This is a genomic window from Paenibacillus sp. FSL R10-2788, from assembly GCF_038003885.1.
Classification (GTDB): domain Bacteria; phylum Bacillota; class Bacilli; order Paenibacillales; family Paenibacillaceae; genus Paenibacillus_AQ; species Paenibacillus_AQ odorifer.
Genome location: NZ_JBBOQA010000001.1, coordinates 5,321,805 through 5,345,468, shown reverse-complemented (window position 1 = coordinate 5,345,468; position 23,664 = coordinate 5,321,805). Strand labels below are relative to the sequence as shown.

The following is a 23,664-nucleotide window of genomic DNA, read 5'->3' as shown; positions in this document are numbered from 1 at the left end:
AGTATCAACGCGCTGTTATAATACAGCTAAGCCGACATTACTTTAGAAACACCTCGGCGGACGTATGGCAGGGAATGAACTCCTTTTCATACGTCCGCCGCCGAATCAGCTTTATAAGCTGTGAAGGGTGTTTCTCTTTTTTTTGTCTTTTTTAGGCCTAACGGTGTTGATATATTTATTTAATGGTTCATTCTGTAACAGATACAGTTTGGTGCTGATTATACTGAGTTTGCTTGCTGCTTTCGTAATTGATGATTATCCTGTATGATTATCTTATGATGAAGTGGAATTTCACCAATTTTTAGGAGGCAAGCACTCTATGGAGACCGTGTTTAGCAAAATTATTGAGGGTACTATTCCTTCCAAAAAAGTATTTGAGAATGAACGTATTCTTGCATTTTACGACATCGAGCCGGCTGCACCGGTACATGTGTTGATCATTCCCAAGAAGTTCATTGCTTCAATGAATGATGTTACACCTGAGGATCTTCCGCTAATTGCTGAAATCCACAGTGTGGCCCAACAGATCGCCAAAGACCTTGGGATTGCTGAGTCTGGTTATCGTTTAATCAATAATTGCGGGCCTGATAGTGGACAAGCTGTGCCTCATCTTCATTATCACCTGCTGGGTGGAGCCAAGCTGGGTGCGCTCACTGGAAACTCAGCTTCCCACGCATAGCATAATCATTTAATGTTGAAGAACTTGCCAGAAAAAAGAATAGCACGAAGGTTGACACGTTATTTCCGTTTGACCTATAATGGAGTTTGATAAACCGTGTTATGCTCTTGGACGGTATGGTCGGAGGGAGGGGAAACCTGTGTCTGAAACGAAAGTTCGCAAAAACGAGACAATTGATGCTGCACTTCGTCGCTTTAAACGTTCCATCGCAAAAGATGGTGTCTTGGCTGAGGTGAAGAAACGCAAACATTACGAAAAGCCGAGCGTTAAGAAAAAGCTGAAGTCTGAGGCTGCTCGTAAGAGAAAGTTTTAGGAGGATTACCCACGCATGAATCTTAGCGAGAGATTGAACGAAGATATGAAGCAAGCGATGAAGAGTAAGGACAAGTTCACGCTCTCCACGATTCGAATGGTTCGTTCTACAATAAAGTATCTTGAAATAGATCTGAAGAGAACATTGGACGACAACGAAGTGCTTGATATCCTTAGTCGTGAAATCAAACAGCGCAAAGATGCCCTCCAAGAATTTGAATCAGCGGGTCGCGACGAGCTTGCCGCGAGTACAAAAGCAGAAATCGAGATTATTATTAAATATCTTCCCGAGCAACTTTCCGAAGAAGAAATTAAAGTAATTGTACAGCAGACCATCCAGGAAACCGGTGCTTCTTCGAAGAGCGAAATGGGGAAGGTCATGAGCGCACTGATGCCTAAGGTCAAAGGTCGCGCTGATGGTAAACTCGTGAACCAGGCGGTTCTGCAATTTCTGCAATAATATAGCACTAGCACCCCTTGTAAAAGGGGTGCTTTTCTATGTTATGAAACGTAAATCCAATTTCAGCGTATTAAGGGTTATGAGTTCTGGGTCAAGCTAAAGAAGGGAGGTAAAATCATTGAGAAGATTACGGAAAATACTGTTAGCTAGCATTCCTGTGGTCCTGCTGTTACTCCTCCTGACACCCTTTGCAACGAATGTAAGCGCTGACGGGACAGCCCCGAAAACACCGGGGGTTACGAACAGTGAGCTGAAAAAAGGTCCCGTGTTTATTATTCCGGTAGATCAAAAGATTGAACGGGGTTTGCAAAGCTTTTTGGAAAGAGGATTTGAAGAAGCCGCTAATTATGGAGCAGTCCTTATTCTACTAGAGGTCGATACACCTGGAGGGCTGGTGAAATCGGCAGAAGAGATTGGGACGATGGTAAGAGAGAGTGAAATACCAACAGCTGCCTATATTAAAGGTGATGCCGCTTCTGCAGGCAGTTACATAGCACTTAATGCAGGTGCAATAATCATGAAGCCGGGCAGTATGATCGGTTCTGCTTCTTTGGTAGACATGAATGGTCAAAAAGTCGATGATGCCAAAATGATATCCTACTGGAGATCTAAAATGATTGGCGCTGCTGCTCTGAATGATCGTGATCCAGACATTGCCGCTGGTATGGTGGATAGTAATTTGGTCGTGGATAAGCCAGAGCTTGGTGTGACTAAGACACAGGGAGAAATCATTGCCTTGTCTAGTGAAGAAGCTTTAAAAGCTGGTTACGCTGATCAAATTACAGATACCCCTGAAGAAGCAATTCATTGGCTTGGATATACTACAGACGACATCTTTCGCGTAGAGCATACCGGTGCGGAAAAAATGTCGCAATTTCTGACCAATCCGATTATTATGACGATTCTGCTGTTCATTGGGATTACAGGCGTTGTAATTGAACTGATTGTTCCAGGCTTTGGTGCGCCAGGAATTATCGGGACATTGGCTTTTGTGTTATATTTCTTCGGCAACTATGTTGCAGGATTCGCCGGAGCGGAAACTTGGCTCTTGTTTATCATTGGGCTTGTCATGCTTGTGCTGGAGCTCTTTGTGCCTAGCTTCGGAATATTGGGGCTGCTCGGCTCTGTTAGCCTTGTAGCGGGTGTCGTACGAGCTGCTTACAGCTATAAGCATGCACTTCTCAGTCTAGGTATCTCTTTCGTAGCTGCGACTATAGTTGTAGTAATTGTTGCGGTCATTTTTAAAGAACGAGGGATCTGGAACAGATTTATTTTGAAGGAAAGCCTTACTAAAGATCAGGGATTTGTGCCCGTAGAAGAGAAGCTTAGCTTGTTAGGCGCTACAGGAACCAGTATTACTCCGCTTCGTCCATCTGGAACGGCTATGATAGGCGGCGAACGTGTGGATGTTGTTACAGAAGGTAGTTTTATTAGTGCTGATGCACCGGTCTCTATTATTAAAGTAGAGGGCGGACGGATTGTTGTGAAAGAAATTAAGGAATAAGGTAAACACTGGAACCAATAACAGTTCTAGAATAAATTTACGGAGGTTATATAGTATGGGTGAAGCATCTTTGATTCCTATTCTGTTTATCGCGGTAGTGGTGATTATTGTATTAAGCGTGTTTTTAAGTTTCTTCCCGGTTATGCTCTGGATTTCTGCATTAGCGTCGGGCGTTAGAATCAGTATTATTACACTGGTGGCGATGAGACTGCGTCGTGTAACCCCAAGTCGTATCGTTAACCCAATGATTAAAGCGACCAAGGCAGGTCTTGGACTGAACATTAATCAACTGGAGAGTCACTATCTCGCAGGTGGTAACGTAGACCGGGTGGTTAATGCGCTTATTGCAGCACAACGTGCAGATATTCCTCTGGAATTTACTCGCGCAGCAGCTATTGATCTTGCAGGACGTGATGTGCTGCAGGCTGTGCAAATGAGCGTTAACCCTCGTGTAATTGAGACACCGGTTGTTGCGGCTGTTGCTAAGAACGGGATTGAAGTTAAGGTAAAAGCGCGCGTAACCGTTCGTGCCAATATCGACCGTCTCGTGGGTGGTGCGGGTGAAGAAACGATTATTGCCCGTGTTGGTGAAGGGATTGTAACGACAGTAGGTTCGAGTGATTCCCACAAAGATGTCCTTGAGAACCCGGATTTGATTTCGCGGACGGTATTGTCCAAAGGTCTGGATTCAGGTACTGCTTTTGAGATCCTCTCCATTGATATTGCGGATATCGATGTAGGCAAGAACATCGGTGCTTATCTACAAACTGAGCAAGCAGAAGCGGACAAACGTATTGCCCAAGCCAAGGCGGAAGAACGCAGAGCGATGGCTGTCGCTCACGAGCAAGAGATGAAGGCGCGCGTAGTAGAGATGAAGGCTCTTGTTGTAGAAGCTGAATCTCAGGTGCCTATGGCGATGGCTGAGGCGCTCAGAAATGGCCAAATCGGCGTGATGGATTATATGAATATCAAAAACATCGAGGCAGATACCCAAATGCGGGGATCTCTCGGCAAAATGAATGATCAGGACGACAATAACCGTCCTAACAATAATAAATAAAAGGGGATGTGAATCTCCATGAGCTGGATCTATATTATTGCGGTTATTATATTCGCGATCGTATCCAATGTGAATAAAGCAACTAAAAACAAGCCCAAAGGAGCTCCTCGCGGGGGGATGCCCACTTTTGGGGGCGGAGAGGATTCTCCGCTCCGCCGGGTAAAGCGCCCGGATATCGATGGAGGGCGCCAAGCGGAGTCTGGCAGTGGATTTCCTGCTCCTGTTAACACCTCTTCCCGGCAGTCGATGTCAGAGGATAACCGGGAGTATGATGCCTCTCCTGCCTTTCCAGAACCTGCGTATATACCAACTCCAGATTATTCTACTGGAGAAGGAATGTCTTTGGAGCATGCCGATGACGGAGTTGAATTACGCACACAAAGAATGCAAGAAGAGGTGCGGCGTCTTCAATCTGCTTTTGACGGGATAGCGGGTGCAGATTCCAAAAGGTCAAATAAGACTAAGAACACAAACTCACCCTCTGCGGCAGACCAGACACATGGAACAGGGAGTCATGACGACCTGCGCAATGGTGTAGTCTGGGCAGAGATTCTGGGACCACCGCGTTCTCGCCAGCCGCATTCCACCCGAAGATAATATTTACGGATCATAGTAACAATAAAGCCTCGGTTTCCTATCTTTACGATAGGTTGCCGGGGCTTTTTTTGCTTTTTTCACACTAGAAGGGTCCTCCTTTGTTACTTCTTCTCATAAAAAAAAGCGTTGCCGCATAAGGTGTACAGAAGGCAGGAAGGGGGAACGTCTACTTATGACCCGTATTGGCCGCAGGCTGCGGGGATGGACAAACGGGGTACTGGATCTACCACAGGACTTATTACAGGAAATGCCCCGGATCACCCTGATCGGCAATAAGGAACTGCATATTGAGAACCATCGCGGCGTGCTGCATTTTTCCTCTGGTCAGCTTAAGCTCGCGTTAGCTAAAGGATCGCTTGAAATCACAGGCGAGGGACTTGTCATCCGAAATATTCTAGGCCAGGAATTGGCTGTAGAAGGCGTTATCGGGGAGATCAGATATAACGAAAGCGAGGAGAGATCATGAAGGAGCCACCTCTGTCATCACTGCGGGGGTTCGTTACACTGCATGTGACGGGACCTCAGGTGGAGCGATTTATTAATTTCATTTCTGAAGCAGGAATCATGATTTGGGATGTGAGGCCCGCTGAGGGCGGCGCTTCCCTTAAGCTGCTTCTGGATGATTTTTATGTCCTCCGGCCGATTTTAAAAAAGACAGGCTGTCGTATGCACGTTACCGGTAGAAGCGGACTTCCATTTCTTATGGCACGGCTGTGGAAAAGGAAATTTTTTGGCATAGGTATTTTAATGTTTGGAATTACACTTTTTATGTTATCTACGATGGTATGGAGTATTAGAGTCGAAGGAAATGAAAAGATTGCCTCTGAGGATATATTGGCTGCTGCTCGCCAGGAGGGGGTGTACCCTTTTCAGTGGATATGGCGTCTGGAGGAGCCGGACAAGCTCTCTAAGGGGCTGCTGGCCCATTTACCGGGTGTTTCTTGGATAGGGCTGCAACGGACGGGGACGAGCATCAAAATTCAGGTTGTAGAGGCTAAACAGCCCGACATCAAACCTTTGCTTAGCCAGCGCCATTTAATTAGCCGAACAGATGCGGTGGTAACAGAAATATATGCGGAACAGGGCAGACCGGTAGTTGCGCGTAATTCGCGTGTGAAAAAAGGAGATATCCTGATTTCCGGTGCTCTTGGAGACGAAGAAAATGTAGAGTATGTGGTAGCCAAGGGTGAGGTTAAGGGCTTGGTTTGGCATGAGTACAATATCGAGGTCCCTCTTAAAACAACAAATAGCACCTATACTGGGGAGCGTAAGGATCGCACTTATCTTGTGTTGGGGAAATGGGCTATTCAGCTGTGGGGTTATGGCAAATCCGCCTTTGAGAATTCAAAGACGCTCACAGAGCATGATCCGCTGTCTTGGCGCTCTATTGAGCTGCCGCTGGGCCTGATGACTGAGAAAGAAATGGAGATCAATGAAACAAAGGATATGATAACTCCAGAAGCCGGAGTTGCGAGGGGAATTGAGCGGGCTAAGAATGATATTTTAGCTCGATATGGTGTTGATAGCGTCATCAAAAGTCAAAAAGTTTTGCATGAGAAGAAAGAGAATGGTAAAGTTTATATGAAAGTGATCTTTGAAGTAGAAGAAAAAATTTCCGAAGAACTGCCAATAGTAAACAATTGAGGAGAATGAGGCTACTTGTCAGAACAGACTGCAAGCATTCGTATATCTTTGCAAAATGCGGGAGAAGCGCAATCGCTGTTTGGCCCGCAGGATGGATTCTTAAAAATCATCGAGAGTGAAATTCCCGCCATTATTGATTCGCGTGAAGCTGAGCTAACGATTCGTGGAGCTGAGCGGGAAGTAGACATGCTGGGGCAATTGTTTAATGTGCTACTGTCCCTCATTCGTAGCGGTTACATACTTACTGAACGTGATGTGCAGTACGCTGTGGAACTGGCGAAAGATTTTCGTGCTGATCAATTGCTCGATTTGTTCAAAGGAGAAATTACTACAACTTTTCGCGGAAAGCCTATCCGTGTCAAAACGGTCGGCCAGAAGCATTATGTGACAACGATCAAGAAGCGTGATATTGTATTCGGAATCGGTCCTGCAGGAACGGGGAAGACCTACTTGGCAGTGGTGCTTGCAGTTACGGCACTGAAAGAGGGTTCGGTTAAGCGTATTGTTCTTACGCGTCCCGCAGTAGAAGCAGGAGAGAGTCTAGGATTCCTTCCAGGGGATTTGCAAGAAAAGGTAGATCCATATCTGCGTCCGCTTTATGATGCGTTATACGACGTTATGGGACCCGATCAGGTGGCTAAGGCGCTTGAACGGGGATTGATTGAGATTGCTCCGCTGGCTTATATGCGCGGACGTACACTGGATGATTCATTTATCATCCTGGATGAAGCACAGAATACCACACCTGAGCAAATGAAAATGTTCCTGACTCGACTCGGCTTCGGGTCCAAAATGGTGATTACAGGTGACGTTACCCAGATTGACCTGCCCCGCGGCAAGAAATCCGGTTTGATTGAAGCCAAAGCGATTTTATCCGGCATAGAAGAACTTGGCTTTGTCTACTTCGCGGAACAGGATGTTGTACGGCATTCCCTGGTGCAGAAAATTATCGTTGCCTATGACCGCTCTGCCGAAAACCTCCAATAAAGGGGATTGTCTTCATGGCTTCAAAGCAACCATCTAAATTAAGCGGATTTGTATATACGAACAACGGATGGAAGTATAGCGCAGTGACACGCTATGCTCTTTTCCTGTTACTCGGACTAGTGTTCTACTTCAGCTTGTCGCCAGAATTGCTACCTAAGAAATATGATATTAAAGAGAATACTTACAGTGCAAAGGAAATAACGGCACCGAAACAAATTAAGGACACCAAAGCTACGTTAAAGGCGGCTGAGGAAGCGGCTGAAAGCGTATCTCCCAAGTACAAAATTATCCCGATGAGGGCGGACAACCTTGTGACCTCACTGCTGGACCGGATAGATCGCCTCAATCAGGATGATCTGATTTCGCAAAGCGATAAGACGGGGATTTATCGTGATGAGATTCCGCAGAGAGCCAGCGACTTCATCTTGAATTTCGTAGCTTCCAATCGAGGCAGCGCTACTTATTCAGATCACCTTCTGGATGAAATGCAATCTGTCATCAAAGAGCAGACCTATGTCATTCCGGAAGAGACTTACATTAAGATTCCGCGCCTGACCTCTCAGGACATTATCGAGATGAAGCCTGTCGCCCGAGATATTGTAACTAGGCTGATGAATGATCAGATTACGGATGCGCAGACTGCTCGCGCCAAGGTAGCGGAACAGGTCAGTATTAGTTCTCTAAGCCAGCGTACAGCGCGTGAGGTTGTTCAGGAGCTTGTACGTCTTGTGATCACAAGTAACAAGTTCTACGATGAGGATGCTACCAAGGAAGCGAAGGTACAAGCTCGGGAGAACACACCCGATGTATTCATCGAGCAAGGGGACACGCTTGTTGCTAAGGGGCAGCTAATTACTCCAGAGCTCTACACTCTTTTGGATGAGAATGGTCTACTAAGCAATGAGGTGAATTACTGGCCCCAATTAGGCCTATTGATACTCTCTGCGATGCTTTCCGTCGGTTTGCTTGCGTTCATTCGTTATTCTGGCGGTACCTCAGGCTTTAAGTACAACAATTCTCAGCTATTGATGCTGGTGCTTGTATTTGTTATAACTATTATCTCTATGCGGTTGGCCGCTGTTTTGCAGACCGATGTCCGATCTTATATCGGATTCCTGGCACCGGTGGCGATTGGCGCAATGTTAATTGCAATGCTTCTGGACATGCCCTTGGCCTATTTCTGCTCCATTCTATTCAGTGTACTGGCAAGTGTTATTTTGAATGTGCAGCAGAACTCAATCTTTGATTTTAACTTTGGTTTCTTTGCCATTGTGGTTTCTTACGTGGCTATCTTTGCGACTCACCGTGCGGGTCAACGCTCCACGCTCCTTAAAGGCGGGATTATGGTATCGCTTTTTGGCTGTCTGACAGTTTTTATGCAGATACTGCTAGGTGGAGGGGCATGGAAAGAGGTAGGTACCTTGTATTCGGTTGGTTTTGCTTTTGCAGGGGGGCTATTGACGGCTGTGCTTGTGATTGGGCTAATGCCTTTCTTCGAAGCAACCTTTGGTATTCTATCAGCATTGAAGCTGGTAGAATTGTCTAATCCAAACCACCCGCTGCTGCGCAAGCTGCTTACCGAAACCCCGGGAACCTATCACCATAGTGTAATGGTAGGTAACCTGTCGGAGGCTGCCGCGGAAGCGATTGGAGCAGATGGTTTATTGTGCCGGGTAGGATCGTATTATCATGATATCGGCAAAACAAAACGTCCGTTTTATTTTATCGAGAATCAGAATAATATGGAAAACCCACATGACTCTATTGAACCGAAGCTTAGTAAATCTATCATCGTTGCCCACGCCCGTGACGGGGTGGAAATGCAACGAGAATATAAGCTGCCAAAACCAATCCGTGACATTGCGGAGCAGCATCATGGAACAACGTTCCTGCATTATTTTTACCATAAGGCACTGAAGCTGGCTGAAGAAAAAGGTGTCGAGGCTGATTTTACCGAGGAAGATTTCCGTTATCCTGGACCGAAAGCCCAGTCGAAGGAAGCAGCCGTTGTGGGGATTGCCGACAGTGTCGAGGCTGCAGTGAGATCATTGCGTAAGCCAACTGTTCTGCAGGTGGAAACGATGATTGAGAAGATTATTAAAAGTCGACTGGATGATCATCAGTTTGACGAATGTGATTTGACGATTAAAGAATTGGATATTATTGCACGGACTCTGAAGGAGACGGTTATGGGAATTTTCCATTCACGGATCGAATACCCAGAAGATGTGCGTAAGCCGAAAAAAGAGGAAGGGGCACCTAACCCATGAGTTTGGAGATCGTTTGGGATAACGAGCAAGAAGAATACGAGATAAAGGACGATCTCATTACGCTGCTGGAGAGTATTTTGCAAAAAGCAGGTGAAGCGGAAGGGATCGATCGGGGCGAGGTAGCTCTTACTTTTGTCGATAACGCTCGTATACATGAGTTGAATTTAGAATATCGGGGAATTGACCGTCCGACGGACGTGCTTTCTTTTGCTATGAATGAAAGCGGAGAGGACGAGCTGGACATTATATACGAGGTAGAGGAAGGCGAGGCGCTGGAAGATGTTCCAGACGTACTTGGGGATATAATCATTTCCGTAACTCGTGCGCAGGAGCAGGCGCTGGAATACGGTCATTCACTGGAACGAGAGCTTGGTTTTCTTTTTGTTCACGGATTTCTGCATTTGTTAGGATATGATCATCAGGATGAAGCCTCAGAAGCAGAAATGATGTCCAAGCAAGAAAAAGTACTATCTCAGGTTGGGTTGACGCGCTAATGGTGAAGAACACGGCGGTAGGGCACAAGAAGTTCTGGCACTCTTTTCGGTTTGCATCGCAAGGCTTAGTGTCGGCATTCAAATCCGAGCTTAACATGAAGGTGCATTGCTGTTTAGCGGTGGTTGTGCTAGTTGCCGCTGCCGTGTTCAGACTTCCGCTGGCCAGTTGGATGTTGCTGCTGTTCTCGATCACGCTTGTCCTAACTGCCGAACTGCTCAATACGGCAATTGAAGCGACGGTTGATCTGATCTCGCCAGAGATTCATCCACTGGCTAAGAGAGCAAAAGATACCGCCGCAGGAGCTGTGCTTCTCACGGCGGTGTTTGCTGTCTTAGTCGGGATCTATGTTTTTTACCAGCCTGTGATGGACTGGATTAGCGGACTTATGTCATAATCAGGATACAAAATCAATTCAGGGGAGAGGCGGACCCGCGTTTTGCGATTCCGCCTCTTTCGTTACTGAATAATTTTGAAGTGAGTTATGTACCCGAATATATCTCATGAAGTACGCTGATAAAATTTAGTGCATGCTGAGAAAATAACGATAAACGAAACTAATTAGATGCTTACGAAGTGAGTTTTGTTGAAGTAATAACAGGAAGTAACGCTAAACAAAACAGAGCGTATATGCTTACGAATTGAGTTTTGTGCGAAGAAAAATCAACGAAGTCAATACTCACACAACTTTAGGAGGACAAAATATGGATTCTACTCTTCTTATGCAAGAGGCGATTAAAGCACGAGCTAAAGCTTACACTCCATATTCCCGATTCGGAGTAGGAGCTGCCCTTCTTGATCAGGATGGTCATATTCACCACGGCTGTAATGTGGAAAATGCTGCTTTTGGCCCAACCAACTGTGCGGAACGGACAGCATTATTCCGTGCGATTGCGGATGGACATGCTGTTGGTTCTTTTAAAGCAATTGCCGTAGTAGCTGACTCTGACGGCCCCGTTTCACCTTGCGGTGTGTGCCGGCAAGTAATGATTGAGTTGTGTTCACCGGATATGAAGGTTATTCTTGGAAACATGAAGGGTGATGTCGTTGAGACTACGGTGGGAGAATTGCTTCCAGGCGCTTTTGGTCCCGTAGATCTAAAGCAAGGACAAGCTTCAGAATAAAATGAGGTTTTGATTTAATGCCTGTGCCCGTATAAAGGCAAATTAGGCATAGTTAGACGAAGGTTGCTACTTTAATTGCACAATGTACAGTTAAATTGCTACTCTTTCCCACAAAAATGAATTTAGTTGCAGATAGTACAATTAAATTTATGATAAAGTCCATATTAGGCTCTTAAGACAGGATTTAATTGCACAGAATACAACTAAAGCACCAAAACATAAACTCAAACTAAAATTAGTTGTACAAAATACAATTAAAAGTGTTCTAGTTCTACCAAGTTAGGCTAAACTGGTGCAAACTATGTGTTATTAGAGTAATATTACGAGGTAAGCGCCGCGGCAAAAGCCGCCAGCGATTCTTTGCCCATCGTAACTTGAAACCCTGCCTGTAAGCTGCATCTCAGTAATTTTTCTCCATGGAGAGCTTAATGCGAACCGTGTTAATAAGCGACAGTGAAGCGTGTCCCCAACAGGGGACAAAAGCGCTCATGCACAACCGTCCCTCTAATCCCGTCGAACGTTGCAGGTACGCCTATTTTCGGGTGTCCAGAGGGTCGGGGCCCTTGGGGTCCCCCTTGGCTGAGGGAGATTCAGGGGGAGCGAAAAAGCTTTTAAAAAAAGATTGAATGATTGAAAAAGATTGAACTAGAAGGTAAGTATGGAAGGAAGATAATATGAAATTCAAATCAGGCTTTGTCGCAATTATCGGCAGACCAAACGTAGGTAAATCAACACTCATGAATCAGGTCATTGGCCAGAAGATTGCCATCATGTCGGATAAGCCACAGACAACCAGAAACAAAATTCATGGTGTTTACACAACAAACACTTCACAAATCGTATTCCTGGACACACCGGGGATTCATAAAAGACAGTCCAAGCTAGGCGACTACATGAACCAGACTGCAATGAGTACACTGGGTGAAGTAGAAGCTGTGTTATTCCTTGTGGATGCGTCAGAGGGCTTGGGCGGTGGAGACCGTTACATTGCCGAGCAATTAAATGGTCTGAAGACACCGGTGATTCTGGTGCTCAACAAGATCGATAAAATAGAGCCGGAAGCTCTGCTCCCGCTTATGGCTCAATATAACAAGCTGCATGATTTTGCCGAAATTATTCCGATTTCTGCGAAGATGGGCAGCAATGTTAATACGCTGTTAGAGCAGGTTGCCAAGTACTTGCCGGAAGGCCCTCAGTATTATCCGGAAGATCAAATCACGGATCACCCCGAGCAATTTGTCTGCGCGGAATTAATCCGGGAGAAAATTCTGCATTTGACTCGTGAAGAAGTGCCGCACTCTATTGCTGTAGCCATCGAAGATATGAAGGTTGAGCCTAATGGAGTAGTACATGTTTCAGCTGTTATTTTTGTTGAGCGTGATTCGCAAAAGGGAATTATTATCGGCAAGCAAGGGGCAATGCTGAAAGAGGTCGGCAGACGGGCTCGGACAGATATTGAGAACCTGCTGGGTTCGAAGATTTTTCTGGAGCTATGGGTAAAAGTGAAAAAAGATTGGCGCAATCAGGACCGCGTTCTGCGGGATTTGGGCTTCCATAAAGACCTTTAAGTTAATTCCGTTATTCCTCGTTTGGTAGGAATTGCAAGGATAGAACCTGCTCCATCGCACCATCCTAATTCTTGATAAGAGACATCGTCTTTCCCAAGAAAGGATGAATACGAATGCGAAACTTTTCGTGGAAGTATTTTGCAATGACAGGAGACGTCGATGCTTACCTGCTGTATAAGGAAGCTGGCCATCCGCTTGAAGATAGTGGATTACAGCTAGTGGAGGAAGAGAAGGCCTGTGATGAAGAAGCGCAATAAGGACTGGTTGCTTGCCGAATGGTTGGGGGAAGAGGCATGCTACACAGGGTGGAAGGGATCGTCATCCGCAGCATGGACTACGGCGAGGGGAACGCAATTATTACGCTTTGCACCGAGAACGCGGGAAAAGTAGGGGTTCTGGTGCGTGGCGCAAAGAAGGTCAAAAGCCGCCATGCTGCATTGATCCAACTGTTCACCGTTGGGGAATTTGTTTTTTTTAGAAATAATGGAGGACTTGGGACACTGAATTCTGGCGAAATTACGAAGTCTCACCATCCGCTGCGTGAGGATTTGATCAAAGCTGCTTATGCGTCTTATGCGTGTGAACTGCTTGATCGTGTTCTGCATGATGAGGAAACGGGAAGCTTCTGGTTTCGCCAGCTTACGGCCTGTCTTAATGCACTTGAAGAGGACAAGGAACCCGGCGTTATCATAAATGTCTTTGAAATGAAAATCTTACAGGCAGCCGGTTATGGTCCTGAATTCGATTCTTGTGTAATTTGTGGTGCCGAGAAGCCGGATGATCAACTGCTGGTCAGCCCTCGCCTTGGTGGAGCACTGTGCCGCAGTTGTAAACATAATGACCCTCCAGCCATGGAGGTCTCTGCTCGTGCGTTGAAGCTGCTGCGATTATTCGCCAGACTTGACCTAACTAGACTAGGCAATGTGGATGTAAAGGAAAGCAGCCGGGATGAGCTGAAAAAAATTATGCGCGCCTTTATGGATGTGCAACTCGGATTAAAGCTGAAGTCACAAAGTTTCCTAGACCAGCTCGACAAGTACAAGATTTGACGAAAGCTGATTTTTCCGTTACTATAGGATCAGTTTATTATATGATCGTCGTTATGCTCCAATTGGGGAGAGGCGTGCATTGATCGGGAAAGTAGTGGACTTTATTGTCGTTATTCAGCGAGCTGGGGGCAGTGGAAGCCTGGCGGGACAACGTTCATGAACATGGCACCCGGGAGTACGGATGCGGCGAATGAAAGTGGATTTCGTTCTTGTCTTGGCAGCAAACTTGCTCATACAAGGTATGAAATCAAGTAGGGTGGAACCGCGGGAGAATAAGTTAAGCTCTCGTCCCTATGTCTGTTAATCAGGCATGGGGGCGGGGGCTTTTTGTTGCTGTCAGGAGCTAAAAGTGCCGCCTCCATGGTAGAAAGTTTTAGGCAAGCTGTTGTAAAAAACTTGTAAAGCGAAGGAGACGGTATTATGAACTTCCAGCAGATGATTTTGACACTGCAGCAGTTCTGGGCTGAACAGAACTGTATCATCGTACAGCCTTATGACACAGAAAAAGGCGCCGGCACGATGAACCCTATGACTTTTTTACGCTCGCTAGGTCCTGAGCCTTGGAGAGTGGCTTACGTAGAGCCTTCACGTCGTCCCTCCGATGGTCGTTATGGAGAGAACCCGAACCGTCTGTATCAGCATCACCAGTTCCAAGTAATCATCAAACCCTCACCAGATAACATTCAAGAGATCTATTTGGATAGCTTGAAAGCACTCGGTATTGATCCGCTCTTGCATGACATCCGTTTTGTAGAGGATAACTGGGAGAATCCGTCACTGGGCTGTGCAGGTCTGGGATGGGAAGTATGGCTGGACGGTATGGAGATCACTCAGTTTACTTACTTCCAGCAGGTAGGTGGCATCGAAGCGAATCCTGTTGCTGTAGAAATCACTTACGGTATGGAGCGCTTAGCCTCTTACATTCAGGATAAAGAAAATGTGTTCGATCTTGAATGGGTAAGCGGTATAACTTATGGTGATGTTTTTCATCAGCCGGAGTTTGAACATTCTACCTACACTTTTGAAGTATCGGATGTAAAAATGTTATTCTCGCTGTTCAACATGTATGAAGAGGAAGCGCGTAGAGCGATGGAGAAACATCTTGTGTTTCCAGCCTACGATTATGTGTTGAAATGCTCACATAGCTTTAATCTACTCGATGCACGTGGAGCAATTAGTGTAACTGAACGGACTGGATTTATTACCCGAGTGCGTAATCTTGCCCGCTCCGTAGCGGCAACATATCTTGAGGAACGCGAGAAGCTTGGCTTCCCACTGCTGAAGAAAGAAGGTGCTGACCGTGTCTAAAGATATCCTGTTTGAGATCGGTCTGGAGGAAATTCCTGCACGTTTTATCCGTGCTGCGATGGAACAGCTGCAGGATAGAATGTCCAAGTGGTTGGATTCTACACGTATAAACCATGCTGGAGTTACTGCATATGCTACGCCGCGTCGTCTCGCTGTATTTGTTAAGGATGCGGCTGAGAAGCAAGAGGATATTAGTGAAGAGGTCAAAGGACCTTCACGCAAAATCGCGCTGGATGCTAACGGCGACTGGAGTAAAGCTGCACTAGGATTTGCCCGCAGTCAGGGTGTATCTCCAGAGCAATTTACGTTTAAAGAGCTAGCTGGCGTGGAATATATTTATGCCACAAAAAATAGTGCGGGTGTAGAGACTGCTTCTTTGCTCACAGAAGGACTTCTGGGTATTGTAAATGCGATGACTTTCCCGAAAAACATGCGCTGGGGAGCTTACGATTTTAAATTCGTTCGTCCGATTCGCTGGATGGTTGCTCTTTTTGGTAAAGAGATCATTGATTTGGAGATTACGGATGTAAAAGCGGGTAATGTGAGCCGTGGACATCGTTTTCTGGGTACAGAGACTGTAATCTCGGAGCCTGCACAATATGTGGAGAGCATGCGTGCGCAGCATGTACTTGTGGATGTGAAGGAACGGGAAACGCTTATCCTGGATCAAATCAACAAATTGGCTGAAGAGAAAAGCTGGACGATTGCGATTAAAGAAGATCTTTTGGAAGAAGTACTGTTCTTGGTAGAAACACCAACCGTGCTCTTTGGAACCTTTGATCCATCTTTCTTAGAGATTCCTCAGGATGTGCTGATTACCTCGATGCGTGAGCATCAGCGTTATTTCCCTGTTTTTGATGCAGCTGGCAAGCTACTGCCATTCTTTGTAACTGTACGAAACGGGAATGCAGAATCCTTGGATGTTATCGCTAAGGGAAATGAAAAAGTGCTTCGTGCTCGTCTATCAGATGCCAAATTCTTCTATCAAGAAGATCAAAAGATGAAGATTGACGATGCGTTAGCCAAGCTTGAGAACATTGTTTACCATGAAGATTTGGGCAGCGTAGGGGATAAGGTGCGCCGTATTCGCCAAATCTCTGATCGTCTGGCTGTGAAGCTTGGATTGTCAGCTACTGCTGTGTCCGAAGTAAGTCGCACTGCGGATATTTGTAAATTTGATCTTGTCACACAAATGGTTTATGAATTTCCTGAGCTGCAAGGAACAATGGGTGAAGATTATGCACGTAAAGCAGGCGAGCCTGAAACTGTGGCAAAAGCGATCTTCGAGCATTATCAGCCACGATTTGCAGGAGATGCTGTACCTTCAACAGAAGCAGGTTCAGTTGTCAGCATAGCGGACAAAATCGATACGATTGTTGGCTGCTTCTCCATCGGCATCATCCCGACAGGATCTCAGGATCCATATGCGCTGCGCCGTCAGGCTGCAGGAATTGTCCAAATTGTGCTTGAGCATAAATTGCCAATTACGCTGCGCGAAATTTTTGAAGCGGCGATTGAAATTCATGAAAATTCAGGAAATACGAAACATTCTGGAGATGAACTACGTATAAACCTGTACGAGTTCTTCGGTCTGCGTGTAAAACGTCTTTTATCTGACAATGTACGCTATGATGTTGTGGACGCTGTTACAGCGGCTGGTTTTGACGACGTAGTAGATGTTGTGGGCAGAAGTCGTGCTCTTATGGCTGCTGTGTCCGACCAAGCAGATTTCAAGATTACCGTGGATTCGCTTACTCGTGTCAGTAATTTGGCAAGTAAAGCAACTAGTGAAGTGATTGATCCTGCTTTACTTAAAGAAGATGCCGAAATGCAGCTTTTCAATACATGGCAGGAGCTTCACACACCTTACCTGAAAGCTATGGCGGCAAAAAATGCCGAAGAAGCACTTCGGATTCTTTCGGGTCTAAAAGACGCCGTTACAACATTTTTTGATTCCGTTATGGTTATGGCTGAGGACGAGCAAGTGCGTGCTAACCGTTTGGCTCTGCTTGCTGGTATTGATGCTGACTCCAAGTCGTTCGCTGATTTCGCGAAGCTTGTCTGGTAATTTTAATCAAGAAAATTTGAATCTTATGGTATAGAATGTTGGTTTGGGGTATAAATATACGGAACGGTGCCAATGCGTCATTTGACATCCGTTCCGTATTTATGCTTAGAAAGAAGGATTTCTTGCGGAGAGGGCGTATATATATTACACGGGAAATTGGTGATGATCATGGAGAAGTCCCAGTCTAGAACGATAGTGGTGGATGGGGATGCTTGTCCGGTCAAAAAAGAGATCGCTGAGGTAGGTCGCACCTTTGGTGTTCCGGTACTTATGGTATCTTCTTATGACCATGCACTGAAAGCTGAAGAGGGTGTAACGGTTGTGCAGGTGGATCGAGGAGATCAGAGTGCCGATCTATATATTGCCAATCATATTACTGCAGGAGATGTGGTACTGACTCAAGATTATGGTCTTGCGGCACTTGCACTAGGTAAACGATGCAGTGTGCTTTCATTTCGTGGTCAGGAATACGACAATTCCAAGATGGATTTTATGTTGGAGGGAAGACATGCCAGGGCCGTGGAACGAAGACGGGGACATTATTCCAAGGGTCCAAAACCCATAACGGCAGAAGAAAAAACTTATTTTCAACATAAACTGACAAAACTTTTAATACTTTTGCAGGAGAATGTGTAGCAATAGCGAATTATATTTATTTGTTAAGAGATGAAGGTGGTTGAAGTGGCTAGCGGACACGGCAATATTCCGGAAGAGGTTATCGAAAGCGTGCTTGCGCGTCATGATATAGTCGATACAGTCGGTAAGGTTGTTCATTTGTCCAAGCAGGGGAAATATTTATGGGGCCTCTGCCCGTTCCATTCGGAGAAAACCCCTTCCTTTACTGTTACCCCCGACCGGGGAGTATTTCATTGCTTTGGCTGCGGTATGGGTGGAAATGCCATCAAATTTAGGATGGAAATCGAAGGATTAACCTTCCCCGAAGCTGTCAGAATAATGGCTGAAGAAAGTGATATTCCCGTTCCAGAAGGTAAGGGAGGTATGATGTCTCCCCCTGATCCGGAACGCGACCGGTTGATTCAAGCTTATGAATGGTCGGCAAAGTTCTATCATTACTTGCTGAAGAATACGGAACACGGCAAAGCCGCTATGGACTATTTAAGAGGCCGGAACTTCAGTGATAAAATGATTGACCAGTTTCAGATCGGATATGCTCCGGACCGCTGGGATACTTTGCTGCAGTTTTTGGAGAAACGAAATTTTGACCTTGCGGAAATGGAGAAAGGCGGACTTCTGTCAGCCCGCGGTGAGGGCAAAGGCTATTTGGATCGTTTCCGTGGCCGGATTATTTTTCCGATTGCCAACCGTACAGGCAAGGTAATCGCATTCGCCGGAAGAATACTTGGAGAGGGTCAACCTAAGTATTTAAATTCTCCGGAGAGTAGATTGTTTAACAAAAGCCGGATATTGTACAATTTGCACCAGTCCAAAGCATCCATTCGCAAAACTCGACAAATCGTCCTGTTTGAAGGATACGGAGATGTCATCTCATCCTGGGAAGCGGGTGTGCATAACGGCGTAGCAACGATGGGAACGTCCTTGACGGAGGGTCATGTGGCACTTATGAAGAGCCTGGCTGATGAAATTATACTGTCTTACGACGGTGACCGGGCGGGACAAGCAGCAGCCATGAAGGCCATTCCGATGCTTGAAGGCAGCGGCCTGCGTGTAAAGATCGCCTTACTGCCAAGCGGGGTGGATCCGGATGAATTTATCTCCAAGCATGGAGGAGAAAGATTTAAAGATCAGGTTATTGATTCAGCAGTTTCATCCATAAAATTTAAGCTTATATATCTGAAAAAAAACCATATACTCCTAGAGGAAGATGGCAAAATCGCCTATGTCAAGGAAGCCTTAGAAGTTATTGCTTCACTGCATTCCTCAACAGAGCGAGAGGTTTATCTGAAGGAAATCGCTGCTGAACTCGAACTTTCATATGATAGTTTGAAGCAGGATTGTAATTTACTTAGGGCATCGATGCAAAAAAACATCCCTGAAGGGGATAATAACGACAAAAGGTGGAATAATGGTAGGCATAAAAAAGGGCAGGTGCAGACACCGACCTTACTACCCGCTTATCATGTCGCGGAACGGCGTCTATTGTCCTTTATGATTCAGGACCCGGAAGCCGCCACGTATGTGGGCGAACGCCTCGGAGAAGATTTCAACATCGTTGATCATGCGGCAATTGCTGCTTATCTATATGCCTATTACGCGCAAGGCAAACCACCCGGCATTAGTCGGTTTCTATCATCACTTCAGGATGATCGTCTGGAGAAAACTGCGACATCAATATCCATGATGGATACCCCTCCGGACTGGAATATGCAGGTTCTAGATGATTGTATCCGTGAAGTGCGGAAATACCCACTGCAACGCAAAATGGAACAGAAGCGTGAAGAGATGATTCAGGCTGAAAAGTCAGGTGACTTTTTGCGTGCGGCACAAATAGCAAGTGAGATTATAGCCCTAGAGAGACAATGACATGTTGACAGGATGTACCTAGGGAGGAGGGAGTCGAATTATGGCGAACGATCAGCATACTGAATTGGAAGCAGAATTTACTTTGGATCAGGTGAAGGATCAGCTCATTGAGCAAGGTAAGAAAAGATCATCATTAAATTACAAAGATATTATGGAGAAATTATCGCCGTTTGATCAAGACCCCGAGCAAATGGAGGAGTTCTACGAGCAACTCAGTGATTTGGGAATTGAGGTTGTAAACGAGAACGATGAAGAGGTTAACAGCCTCCGACCAAGCGAGGATAATGAGGATAAAGACAGCGATGATTTCAGCTTTGATGACGATCTGTCACTGCCACCAGGGATCAAGATTAATGACCCTGTCCGTATGTATCTAAAAGAAATCGGACGCGTTCCTTTGTTGTCGGCTGACGATGAAGTTGAGCTTGCTATGCGGATTAAGAATGGCGATGAAGAAGCTAAACGCCGTCTTGCAGAAGCGAACCTGCGTCTCGTAGTAAGTATCGCGAAACGTTATGTCGGACGCGGTATGCTGTTCCTGGATCTGATTCAGGAAGGTAATATGGGTCTGATCAAAGCAGTAGAGAAATTTGACCATAATAAGGGATTCAAATTTAGTACGTATGCTACTTGGTGGATTCGCCAGGCCATCACTCGTGCGATTGCGGATCAGGCGCGTACCATTCGTATTCCTGTACACATGGTGGAAACGATCAACAAGCTGATTCGGGTTTCTCGCCAATTGCTGCAAGAACTGGGACGCGAACCTTCCCCAGAGGAAATTGCGGCTGAGATGGAACTGACGGTTGAGAAAGTTAGAGAGATCATGAAGATTGCCCAAGAACCTGTATCCTTGGAAACACCAATTGGTGAAGAAGATGACTCTCATCTGGGAGATTTCATTGAGGATCAGGAAGCATTGGCTCCTGCGGATGCAGCGGCTTATGAACTCCTGAAGGAACAACTGGAGGATGTGCTGGACACGCTCACGGAGCGTGAAGAGAATGTACTTCGCCTGCGTTTTGGCCTTGATGATGGACGGACAAGAACGCTTGAAGAAGTCGGCAAGGTGTTTGGTGTTACCCGGGAACGGATTCGCCAGATCGAAGCCAAAGCATTGCGCAAACTTCGTCACCCTAGCCGCAGTAAACGGCTTAAGGATTTCCTTGAATAGTATTTCATGAACTGGACCTTCTGCTGCTCAGTGGCAGGAGGTTCTTTTATTTGAATTTACGCTGGTAAAAAATGTGTTGACCTTGTGTATCTGGAAAGAAGGATGAACCAGTGAATTTGGAAAAACGCGACATCATTATAAAAGAGATTCAGTATTGGAGAAAAAGCCGGTTGCTGCCAGAGCAGTATTGCGATTTCTTAACCAATCTGTATGACGATGAGGATGCGAATAAGGATAACAATCCAATTTCGCTGAGAAATTTACAGCAGGGAAGCATCAAAATTTGGCTGTTTTCTTTTGGAATTATTTCCTTGATTTTCTTGATTAGTCTTTATTTTAGCGTTTTTCCTTGGCCTTTGCAACTTGCAACCGCACTATCTGTATTAATTATTTGTTATGGATACTCCGCCGTTTATAAGGACCGGAACAATGTTATCAGTCTTATCCTAGCGGGGCTGGGCAGTGTTTTAACGCTTGGTTTTGGGCTATGGCTGATTGATTTGCATGATCTGGATCCTCAGCTCTGGAGGCCTATTCTAATTGGGTGCTGCGGCTTGTTATGGTGTATTTTGGGATTTTTACTCCGGATAGGTTTGTTGCAGTACTGTGGTTTTGCTTTTTGGGCATTACTGTATGCAGGGTTCTTCGGTGGAAGAAGCCCGGAGGCCTCTATATTTAAACTGGAGTTCCTATGGCTGCCATTGTGTGTGCTGATGGTATGGTTAAGCTGGCTTTTGCATCATAAGGTAAGCGGTGTTGCCAGTGTTTATTTTGCAGTGGGAGTATCGCTTTGGATCATGCCAGAGCTTGACGCTCTTTTATTAAGACAGATTTATCCGCAGTGGATTTCATTGATGCTGATCCTAAAGATTGCAGCAGGGTTAGCTTTGTTGTTTGGGTTTCGAAAAAAATGGATAACGTGGGTGGCAACATGAACAATGTGAAATTATCAGATCGGCTTCAGCAATTGCTGGAGCAAATTCCGCAAGGAAGCAGATTAGCAGATATCGGTTCCGATCATGCCTTGCTTCCTGTGGCCGCTGTCGAAAGCGGTAAGGCTGTGTTTGCAATTGCAGGTGAAGTAAACCCGGGTCCCTTTGATGCTGCTTGTAAGGGCGTTGCAGAGGCTGGACTAGGGAAGGTGATCTCGGTGCGCCGAGGAGACGGCCTTGAGGTTCTGGAACCTGGTGAAGTCAATTGTATCACGATTGCTGGCATGGGAGGCGCATTAATTGCCGCGATTCTGGACCGGGGTCAAAGCCAAGGTAAGCTAAAGGATGTTACAACCCTTTTGCTTCAGCCGAATGTAGGCGAGGATATTTTGCGCCGCTGGTTATTAAATAATAAATGGGTACTCGTAGCTGAGAGAATTTTGGAAGAAGACGGGAAGTTATATGAAGTATTGACGGCTGTACCAGAAAATACGGACGCTGGAATTACAAATGAAAGTGTATATCGTGACTTAACCCTGGGGGATTCCACTAAGGTCCTTGGGCAAGAGGCCTTGCTGCAAATGGGACCATGGCTGCTTCAAGCGCCAAATGCTGTGTTTTTTGCTAAGTGGCAGGGTGAGATTCAGAAATTGGAAGGCATTTTAACATCGTTGTCACGTTCAGAACTAGAATCTGCTGAGAATAAACGGAAACAGATTCAAGGTCAGATCAGGGAAATTACGGAGGTGCTACAATGTTTGCCAAGGGACAAACAGTAATTCAGTATATGGAGCAACTGGCTCCTAAGCATTTAGCTGAGGATTGGGACAAAATTGGCCTTCAACTGGGCACGCTGCAAAAAGAAATAACTAATGTATTAGTTGCTTTAGATGTGAATGATGAGGTAGTTGAAGAAGCGATTCGTCTAGGCTGCAATTTGATTATTGCGCATCATGCGATTATTTTCCGTCCATTGCAAGGAATCCAGACAGACACACCGGCGGGCAAAATGTATGAAAAATTAATCAAGAATGACATTGCGGTGTACATCAGCCACACGAATCTGGATGTTACCGAGGGTGGAATGAATGATTGGATGGCTGAAGCTCTTGGCATAGAAAACGGAGTACCCATCAAAGACATTCATTCAGAGCAATTATCAAAGCTGGTAGTATTTGTGCCGAAGGATCATCATCAGAAGGTTCTGGATGCTATCCTGAATGCTGGAGCAGGGGCAATTGGCAACTATAGTCATTGCAGCTTCAATATCGAGGGATACGGTACTTTTATTCCAGGAGAAGGCACGGATCCTTATATCGGGGAAAAAGGTAAGATGGAACGTGCCGAGGAAATTCGTATTGAGACGATCGTCCCGCACTCCATCCGCAATAAAGTGGTGCAGGCTATGCTTAAGGCCCATCCTTATGAAGAGGTTGCCTATGATTTATATTCAATGGATCTTAAGGGCCGCAGCTTAGGACTTGGGCGGGTAGGAAAGCTCAAAGAGCCTACAACCCTTGGACAATTCGTGGAGACGGTAAAAAAAGGTCTGAAGGTAGACCATGTACGGGTTGTTGGTGATTTGGACCGTCCGATTCGTAAAGCCGCTGTTCTCGGTGGCTCGGGTGGAAAGTATTATAACAGTGCTATTTTCCGCGGTGCGGATGTTCTGGTTACTGGGGATCTGGATTATCATACAGTACAGGATGCTGCGCTCGCCGGAATCACTCTGATTGATCCGGGACATAATGCGGAGAAGATCATGAAAGAGAAAGTAGCGGAGTGGATGGCTGGAAAATTGGCCGAGCATAAGTATGATACAGCTGTACATGCTTCGCAGGTGAATACGGAGCCATTTAAGTTCCTATAAAATTGCCATTTAATAATGCTTGTGCCAGACATGTGATGTCTGTATAATATATAATGTTGTTCGG

General features: G+C 45.8%; 24 protein-coding genes. All 24 read left to right on the top strand.

Going from position 1 to position 23,664, the window contains the following annotated elements:
• Positions 1 to 319 precede the first annotated feature (319 nt).
• The 24 genes from NSQ50_RS23860 to NSQ50_RS23745 all read left to right on the top strand — a co-directional run bounded on the left by NSQ50_RS23860 (position 320) and on the right by NSQ50_RS23745 (position 23,600).
• Positions 320 to 679, top strand: coding sequence for a histidine triad nucleotide-binding protein (locus NSQ50_RS23860; protein ID WP_036683863.1), 360 nt, complete (start codon positions 320 to 322; stop codon positions 677 to 679).
• Positions 680 to 818: 139 nt separating this feature from the next.
• Positions 819 to 992: a 30S ribosomal protein S21 gene (gene rpsU / locus NSQ50_RS23855; protein ID WP_036657994.1), complete on the top strand. Its 174-nt coding sequence runs from the start codon at positions 819 to 821 to the stop codon at positions 990 to 992.
• Between the two features lie 15 nt (positions 993 to 1,007).
• Positions 1,008 to 1,451: a GatB/YqeY domain-containing protein gene (locus tag NSQ50_RS23850; RefSeq protein WP_036683862.1), complete on the top strand. Its 444-nt coding sequence runs from the start codon at positions 1,008 to 1,010 to the stop codon at positions 1,449 to 1,451.
• A gap of 118 nt (positions 1,452 to 1,569) precedes the next feature.
• Positions 1,570 to 2,955, top strand: coding sequence for an NfeD family protein (locus tag NSQ50_RS23845; RefSeq protein ID WP_076222940.1), 1,386 nt, complete (start codon positions 1,570 to 1,572; stop codon positions 2,953 to 2,955).
• 55 nt (positions 2,956 to 3,010) lie between these two features.
• Positions 3,011 to 4,015 carry a flotillin-like protein FloA gene (gene floA, locus NSQ50_RS23840; protein ID WP_036683849.1) on the top strand — a complete coding sequence of 335 codons (1,005 nt, stop codon included), beginning with the start codon at positions 3,011 to 3,013 and terminating at the stop codon, positions 4,013 to 4,015.
• 18 nt (positions 4,016 to 4,033) lie between these two features.
• Positions 4,034 to 4,612, top strand: coding sequence for a hypothetical protein (locus tag NSQ50_RS23835; protein ID WP_036683847.1), 579 nt, complete (start codon positions 4,034 to 4,036; stop codon positions 4,610 to 4,612).
• Between the two features lie 172 nt (positions 4,613 to 4,784).
• Positions 4,785 to 5,078, top strand: a complete 294-nt coding sequence (yqfC, locus tag NSQ50_RS23830) for a sporulation protein YqfC (protein ID WP_036683844.1) — start codon at positions 4,785 to 4,787, stop codon at positions 5,076 to 5,078.
• Complete coding sequence (gene yqfD, locus NSQ50_RS23825) at positions 5,075 to 6,256, top strand: sporulation protein YqfD (protein ID WP_076222938.1); 1,182 nt, start codon at positions 5,075 to 5,077, stop codon at positions 6,254 to 6,256. The genes yqfC and yqfD overlap by 4 nt, the downstream gene beginning before the upstream one ends.
• Before the next feature lie 15 nt (positions 6,257 to 6,271).
• Entirely contained in the window at positions 6,272 to 7,243 is a 972-nt protein-coding gene (locus NSQ50_RS23820; protein WP_036683834.1) for a PhoH family protein, read from the top strand.
• 14 nt (positions 7,244 to 7,257) lie between these two features.
• Positions 7,258 to 9,513, top strand: a complete 2,256-nt coding sequence (locus tag NSQ50_RS23815) for an HD family phosphohydrolase (protein ID WP_036683831.1) — start codon at positions 7,258 to 7,260, stop codon at positions 9,511 to 9,513.
• Complete coding sequence (gene ybeY, locus NSQ50_RS23810; protein WP_036683829.1) at positions 9,510 to 10,007, top strand: rRNA maturation RNase YbeY; 498 nt, start codon at positions 9,510 to 9,512, stop codon at positions 10,005 to 10,007. The genes NSQ50_RS23815 and ybeY overlap by 4 nt, the downstream gene beginning before the upstream one ends.
• The gene (locus tag NSQ50_RS23805) at positions 10,007 to 10,402 is read left to right on the top strand and encodes a diacylglycerol kinase family protein (protein WP_036683827.1); all 396 of its coding nucleotides are present in this window, start codon (positions 10,007 to 10,009) and stop codon (positions 10,400 to 10,402) included. Before ybeY ends, NSQ50_RS23805 begins: the two co-directional genes overlap by 1 nt.
• A 307-nt stretch (positions 10,403 to 10,709) precedes the next feature.
• Positions 10,710 to 11,129, top strand: a complete 420-nt coding sequence (locus NSQ50_RS23800; protein WP_076222936.1) for a cytidine deaminase — start codon at positions 10,710 to 10,712, stop codon at positions 11,127 to 11,129.
• Positions 11,130 to 11,803: 674 nt separating this feature from the next.
• A complete protein-coding gene (gene era / locus NSQ50_RS23795) occupies positions 11,804 to 12,697 on the top strand; it encodes a GTPase Era (RefSeq protein WP_036683823.1) in 894 nt (297 codons plus the stop codon).
• Positions 12,698 to 12,810: 113 nt separating this feature from the next.
• Positions 12,811 to 12,954, top strand: a complete 144-nt coding sequence (locus tag NSQ50_RS23790; RefSeq protein WP_076098533.1) for a YqzL family protein — start codon at positions 12,811 to 12,813, stop codon at positions 12,952 to 12,954.
• A gap of 36 nt (positions 12,955 to 12,990) precedes the next feature.
• On the top strand, positions 12,991 to 13,746 hold the full coding sequence (recO, locus tag NSQ50_RS23785; protein ID WP_036683821.1) for a DNA repair protein RecO: 756 nt from the start codon (positions 12,991 to 12,993) through the stop codon (positions 13,744 to 13,746).
• A 420-nt stretch (positions 13,747 to 14,166) separates the two neighbouring features.
• The gene (gene glyQ, locus NSQ50_RS23780) at positions 14,167 to 15,054 is read left to right on the top strand and encodes a glycine--tRNA ligase subunit alpha (protein WP_076222934.1); all 888 of its coding nucleotides are present in this window, start codon (positions 14,167 to 14,169) and stop codon (positions 15,052 to 15,054) included.
• Complete coding sequence (glyS, locus tag NSQ50_RS23775; protein WP_076222932.1) at positions 15,047 to 17,122, top strand: glycine--tRNA ligase subunit beta; 2,076 nt, start codon at positions 15,047 to 15,049, stop codon at positions 17,120 to 17,122. Before glyQ ends, glyS begins: the two co-directional genes overlap by 8 nt.
• A gap of 162 nt (positions 17,123 to 17,284) precedes the next feature.
• Positions 17,285 to 17,758, top strand: coding sequence for a YaiI/YqxD family protein (locus NSQ50_RS23770; protein ID WP_036683807.1), 474 nt, complete (start codon positions 17,285 to 17,287; stop codon positions 17,756 to 17,758).
• A gap of 30 nt (positions 17,759 to 17,788) precedes the next feature.
• Positions 17,789 to 19,624 carry a DNA primase gene (dnaG, locus tag NSQ50_RS23765; protein WP_232061436.1) on the top strand — a complete coding sequence of 612 codons (1,836 nt, stop codon included), beginning with the start codon at positions 17,789 to 17,791 and terminating at the stop codon, positions 19,622 to 19,624.
• Positions 19,625 to 19,664: 40 nt separating this feature from the next.
• Positions 19,665 to 20,798 (top strand): RNA polymerase sigma factor RpoD, encoded by a 1,134-nt coding sequence (gene rpoD / locus NSQ50_RS23760; protein WP_036683799.1) that lies wholly within the window; start codon positions 19,665 to 19,667, stop codon positions 20,796 to 20,798.
• A gap of 110 nt (positions 20,799 to 20,908) precedes the next feature.
• Positions 20,909 to 21,733, top strand: coding sequence for a hypothetical protein (locus tag NSQ50_RS23755; protein ID WP_076222929.1), 825 nt, complete (start codon positions 20,909 to 20,911; stop codon positions 21,731 to 21,733).
• On the top strand, positions 21,709 to 22,509 hold the full coding sequence (locus NSQ50_RS23750) for a tRNA (adenine(22)-N(1))-methyltransferase (protein WP_244886381.1): 801 nt from the start codon (positions 21,709 to 21,711) through the stop codon (positions 22,507 to 22,509). Before NSQ50_RS23755 ends, NSQ50_RS23750 begins: the two co-directional genes overlap by 25 nt.
• Entirely contained in the window at positions 22,485 to 23,600 is a 1,116-nt protein-coding gene (locus tag NSQ50_RS23745; RefSeq protein WP_076098536.1) for a Nif3-like dinuclear metal center hexameric protein, read from the top strand. The genes NSQ50_RS23750 and NSQ50_RS23745 overlap by 25 nt, the downstream gene beginning before the upstream one ends.
• Positions 23,601 to 23,664: the final 64 nt, after the last annotated feature.

Coding starts and splice junctions, on each gene's coding strand:
- NSQ50_RS23860 (WP_036683863.1), top strand. CDS start 320: ATGGAGACCGTGTTTAGCAAAATTATTGAGGGTACTATTCCTTCCAAA.
- NSQ50_RS23850 (WP_036683862.1), top strand. CDS start 1,008: ATGAATCTTAGCGAGAGATTGAACGAAGATATGAAGCAAGCGATGAAG.
- floA (WP_036683849.1), top strand. CDS start 3,011: ATGGGTGAAGCATCTTTGATTCCTATTCTGTTTATCGCGGTAGTGGTG.
- NSQ50_RS23835 (WP_036683847.1), top strand. CDS start 4,034: ATGAGCTGGATCTATATTATTGCGGTTATTATATTCGCGATCGTATCC.
- yqfC (WP_036683844.1), top strand. CDS start 4,785: ATGACCCGTATTGGCCGCAGGCTGCGGGGATGGACAAACGGGGTACTG.
- yqfD (WP_076222938.1), top strand. CDS start 5,075: ATGAAGGAGCCACCTCTGTCATCACTGCGGGGGTTCGTTACACTGCAT.
- NSQ50_RS23815 (WP_036683831.1), top strand. CDS start 7,258: ATGGCTTCAAAGCAACCATCTAAATTAAGCGGATTTGTATATACGAAC.
- ybeY (WP_036683829.1), top strand. CDS start 9,510: ATGAGTTTGGAGATCGTTTGGGATAACGAGCAAGAAGAATACGAGATA.
- NSQ50_RS23805 (WP_036683827.1), top strand. CDS start 10,007: ATGGTGAAGAACACGGCGGTAGGGCACAAGAAGTTCTGGCACTCTTTT.
- NSQ50_RS23800 (WP_076222936.1), top strand. CDS start 10,710: ATGGATTCTACTCTTCTTATGCAAGAGGCGATTAAAGCACGAGCTAAA.
- era (WP_036683823.1), top strand. CDS start 11,804: ATGAAATTCAAATCAGGCTTTGTCGCAATTATCGGCAGACCAAACGTA.
- NSQ50_RS23790 (WP_076098533.1), top strand. CDS start 12,811: ATGCGAAACTTTTCGTGGAAGTATTTTGCAATGACAGGAGACGTCGAT.
- recO (WP_036683821.1), top strand. CDS start 12,991: ATGCTACACAGGGTGGAAGGGATCGTCATCCGCAGCATGGACTACGGC.
- glyQ (WP_076222934.1), top strand. CDS start 14,167: ATGAACTTCCAGCAGATGATTTTGACACTGCAGCAGTTCTGGGCTGAA.
- NSQ50_RS23770 (WP_036683807.1), top strand. CDS start 17,285: ATGATCATGGAGAAGTCCCAGTCTAGAACGATAGTGGTGGATGGGGAT.
- dnaG (WP_232061436.1), top strand. CDS start 17,789: ATGAAGGTGGTTGAAGTGGCTAGCGGACACGGCAATATTCCGGAAGAG.
- rpoD (WP_036683799.1), top strand. CDS start 19,665: ATGGCGAACGATCAGCATACTGAATTGGAAGCAGAATTTACTTTGGAT.
- NSQ50_RS23750 (WP_244886381.1), top strand. CDS start 21,709: ATGGATAACGTGGGTGGCAACATGAACAATGTGAAATTATCAGATCGG.
- NSQ50_RS23745 (WP_076098536.1), top strand. CDS start 22,485: ATGTTTGCCAAGGGACAAACAGTAATTCAGTATATGGAGCAACTGGCT.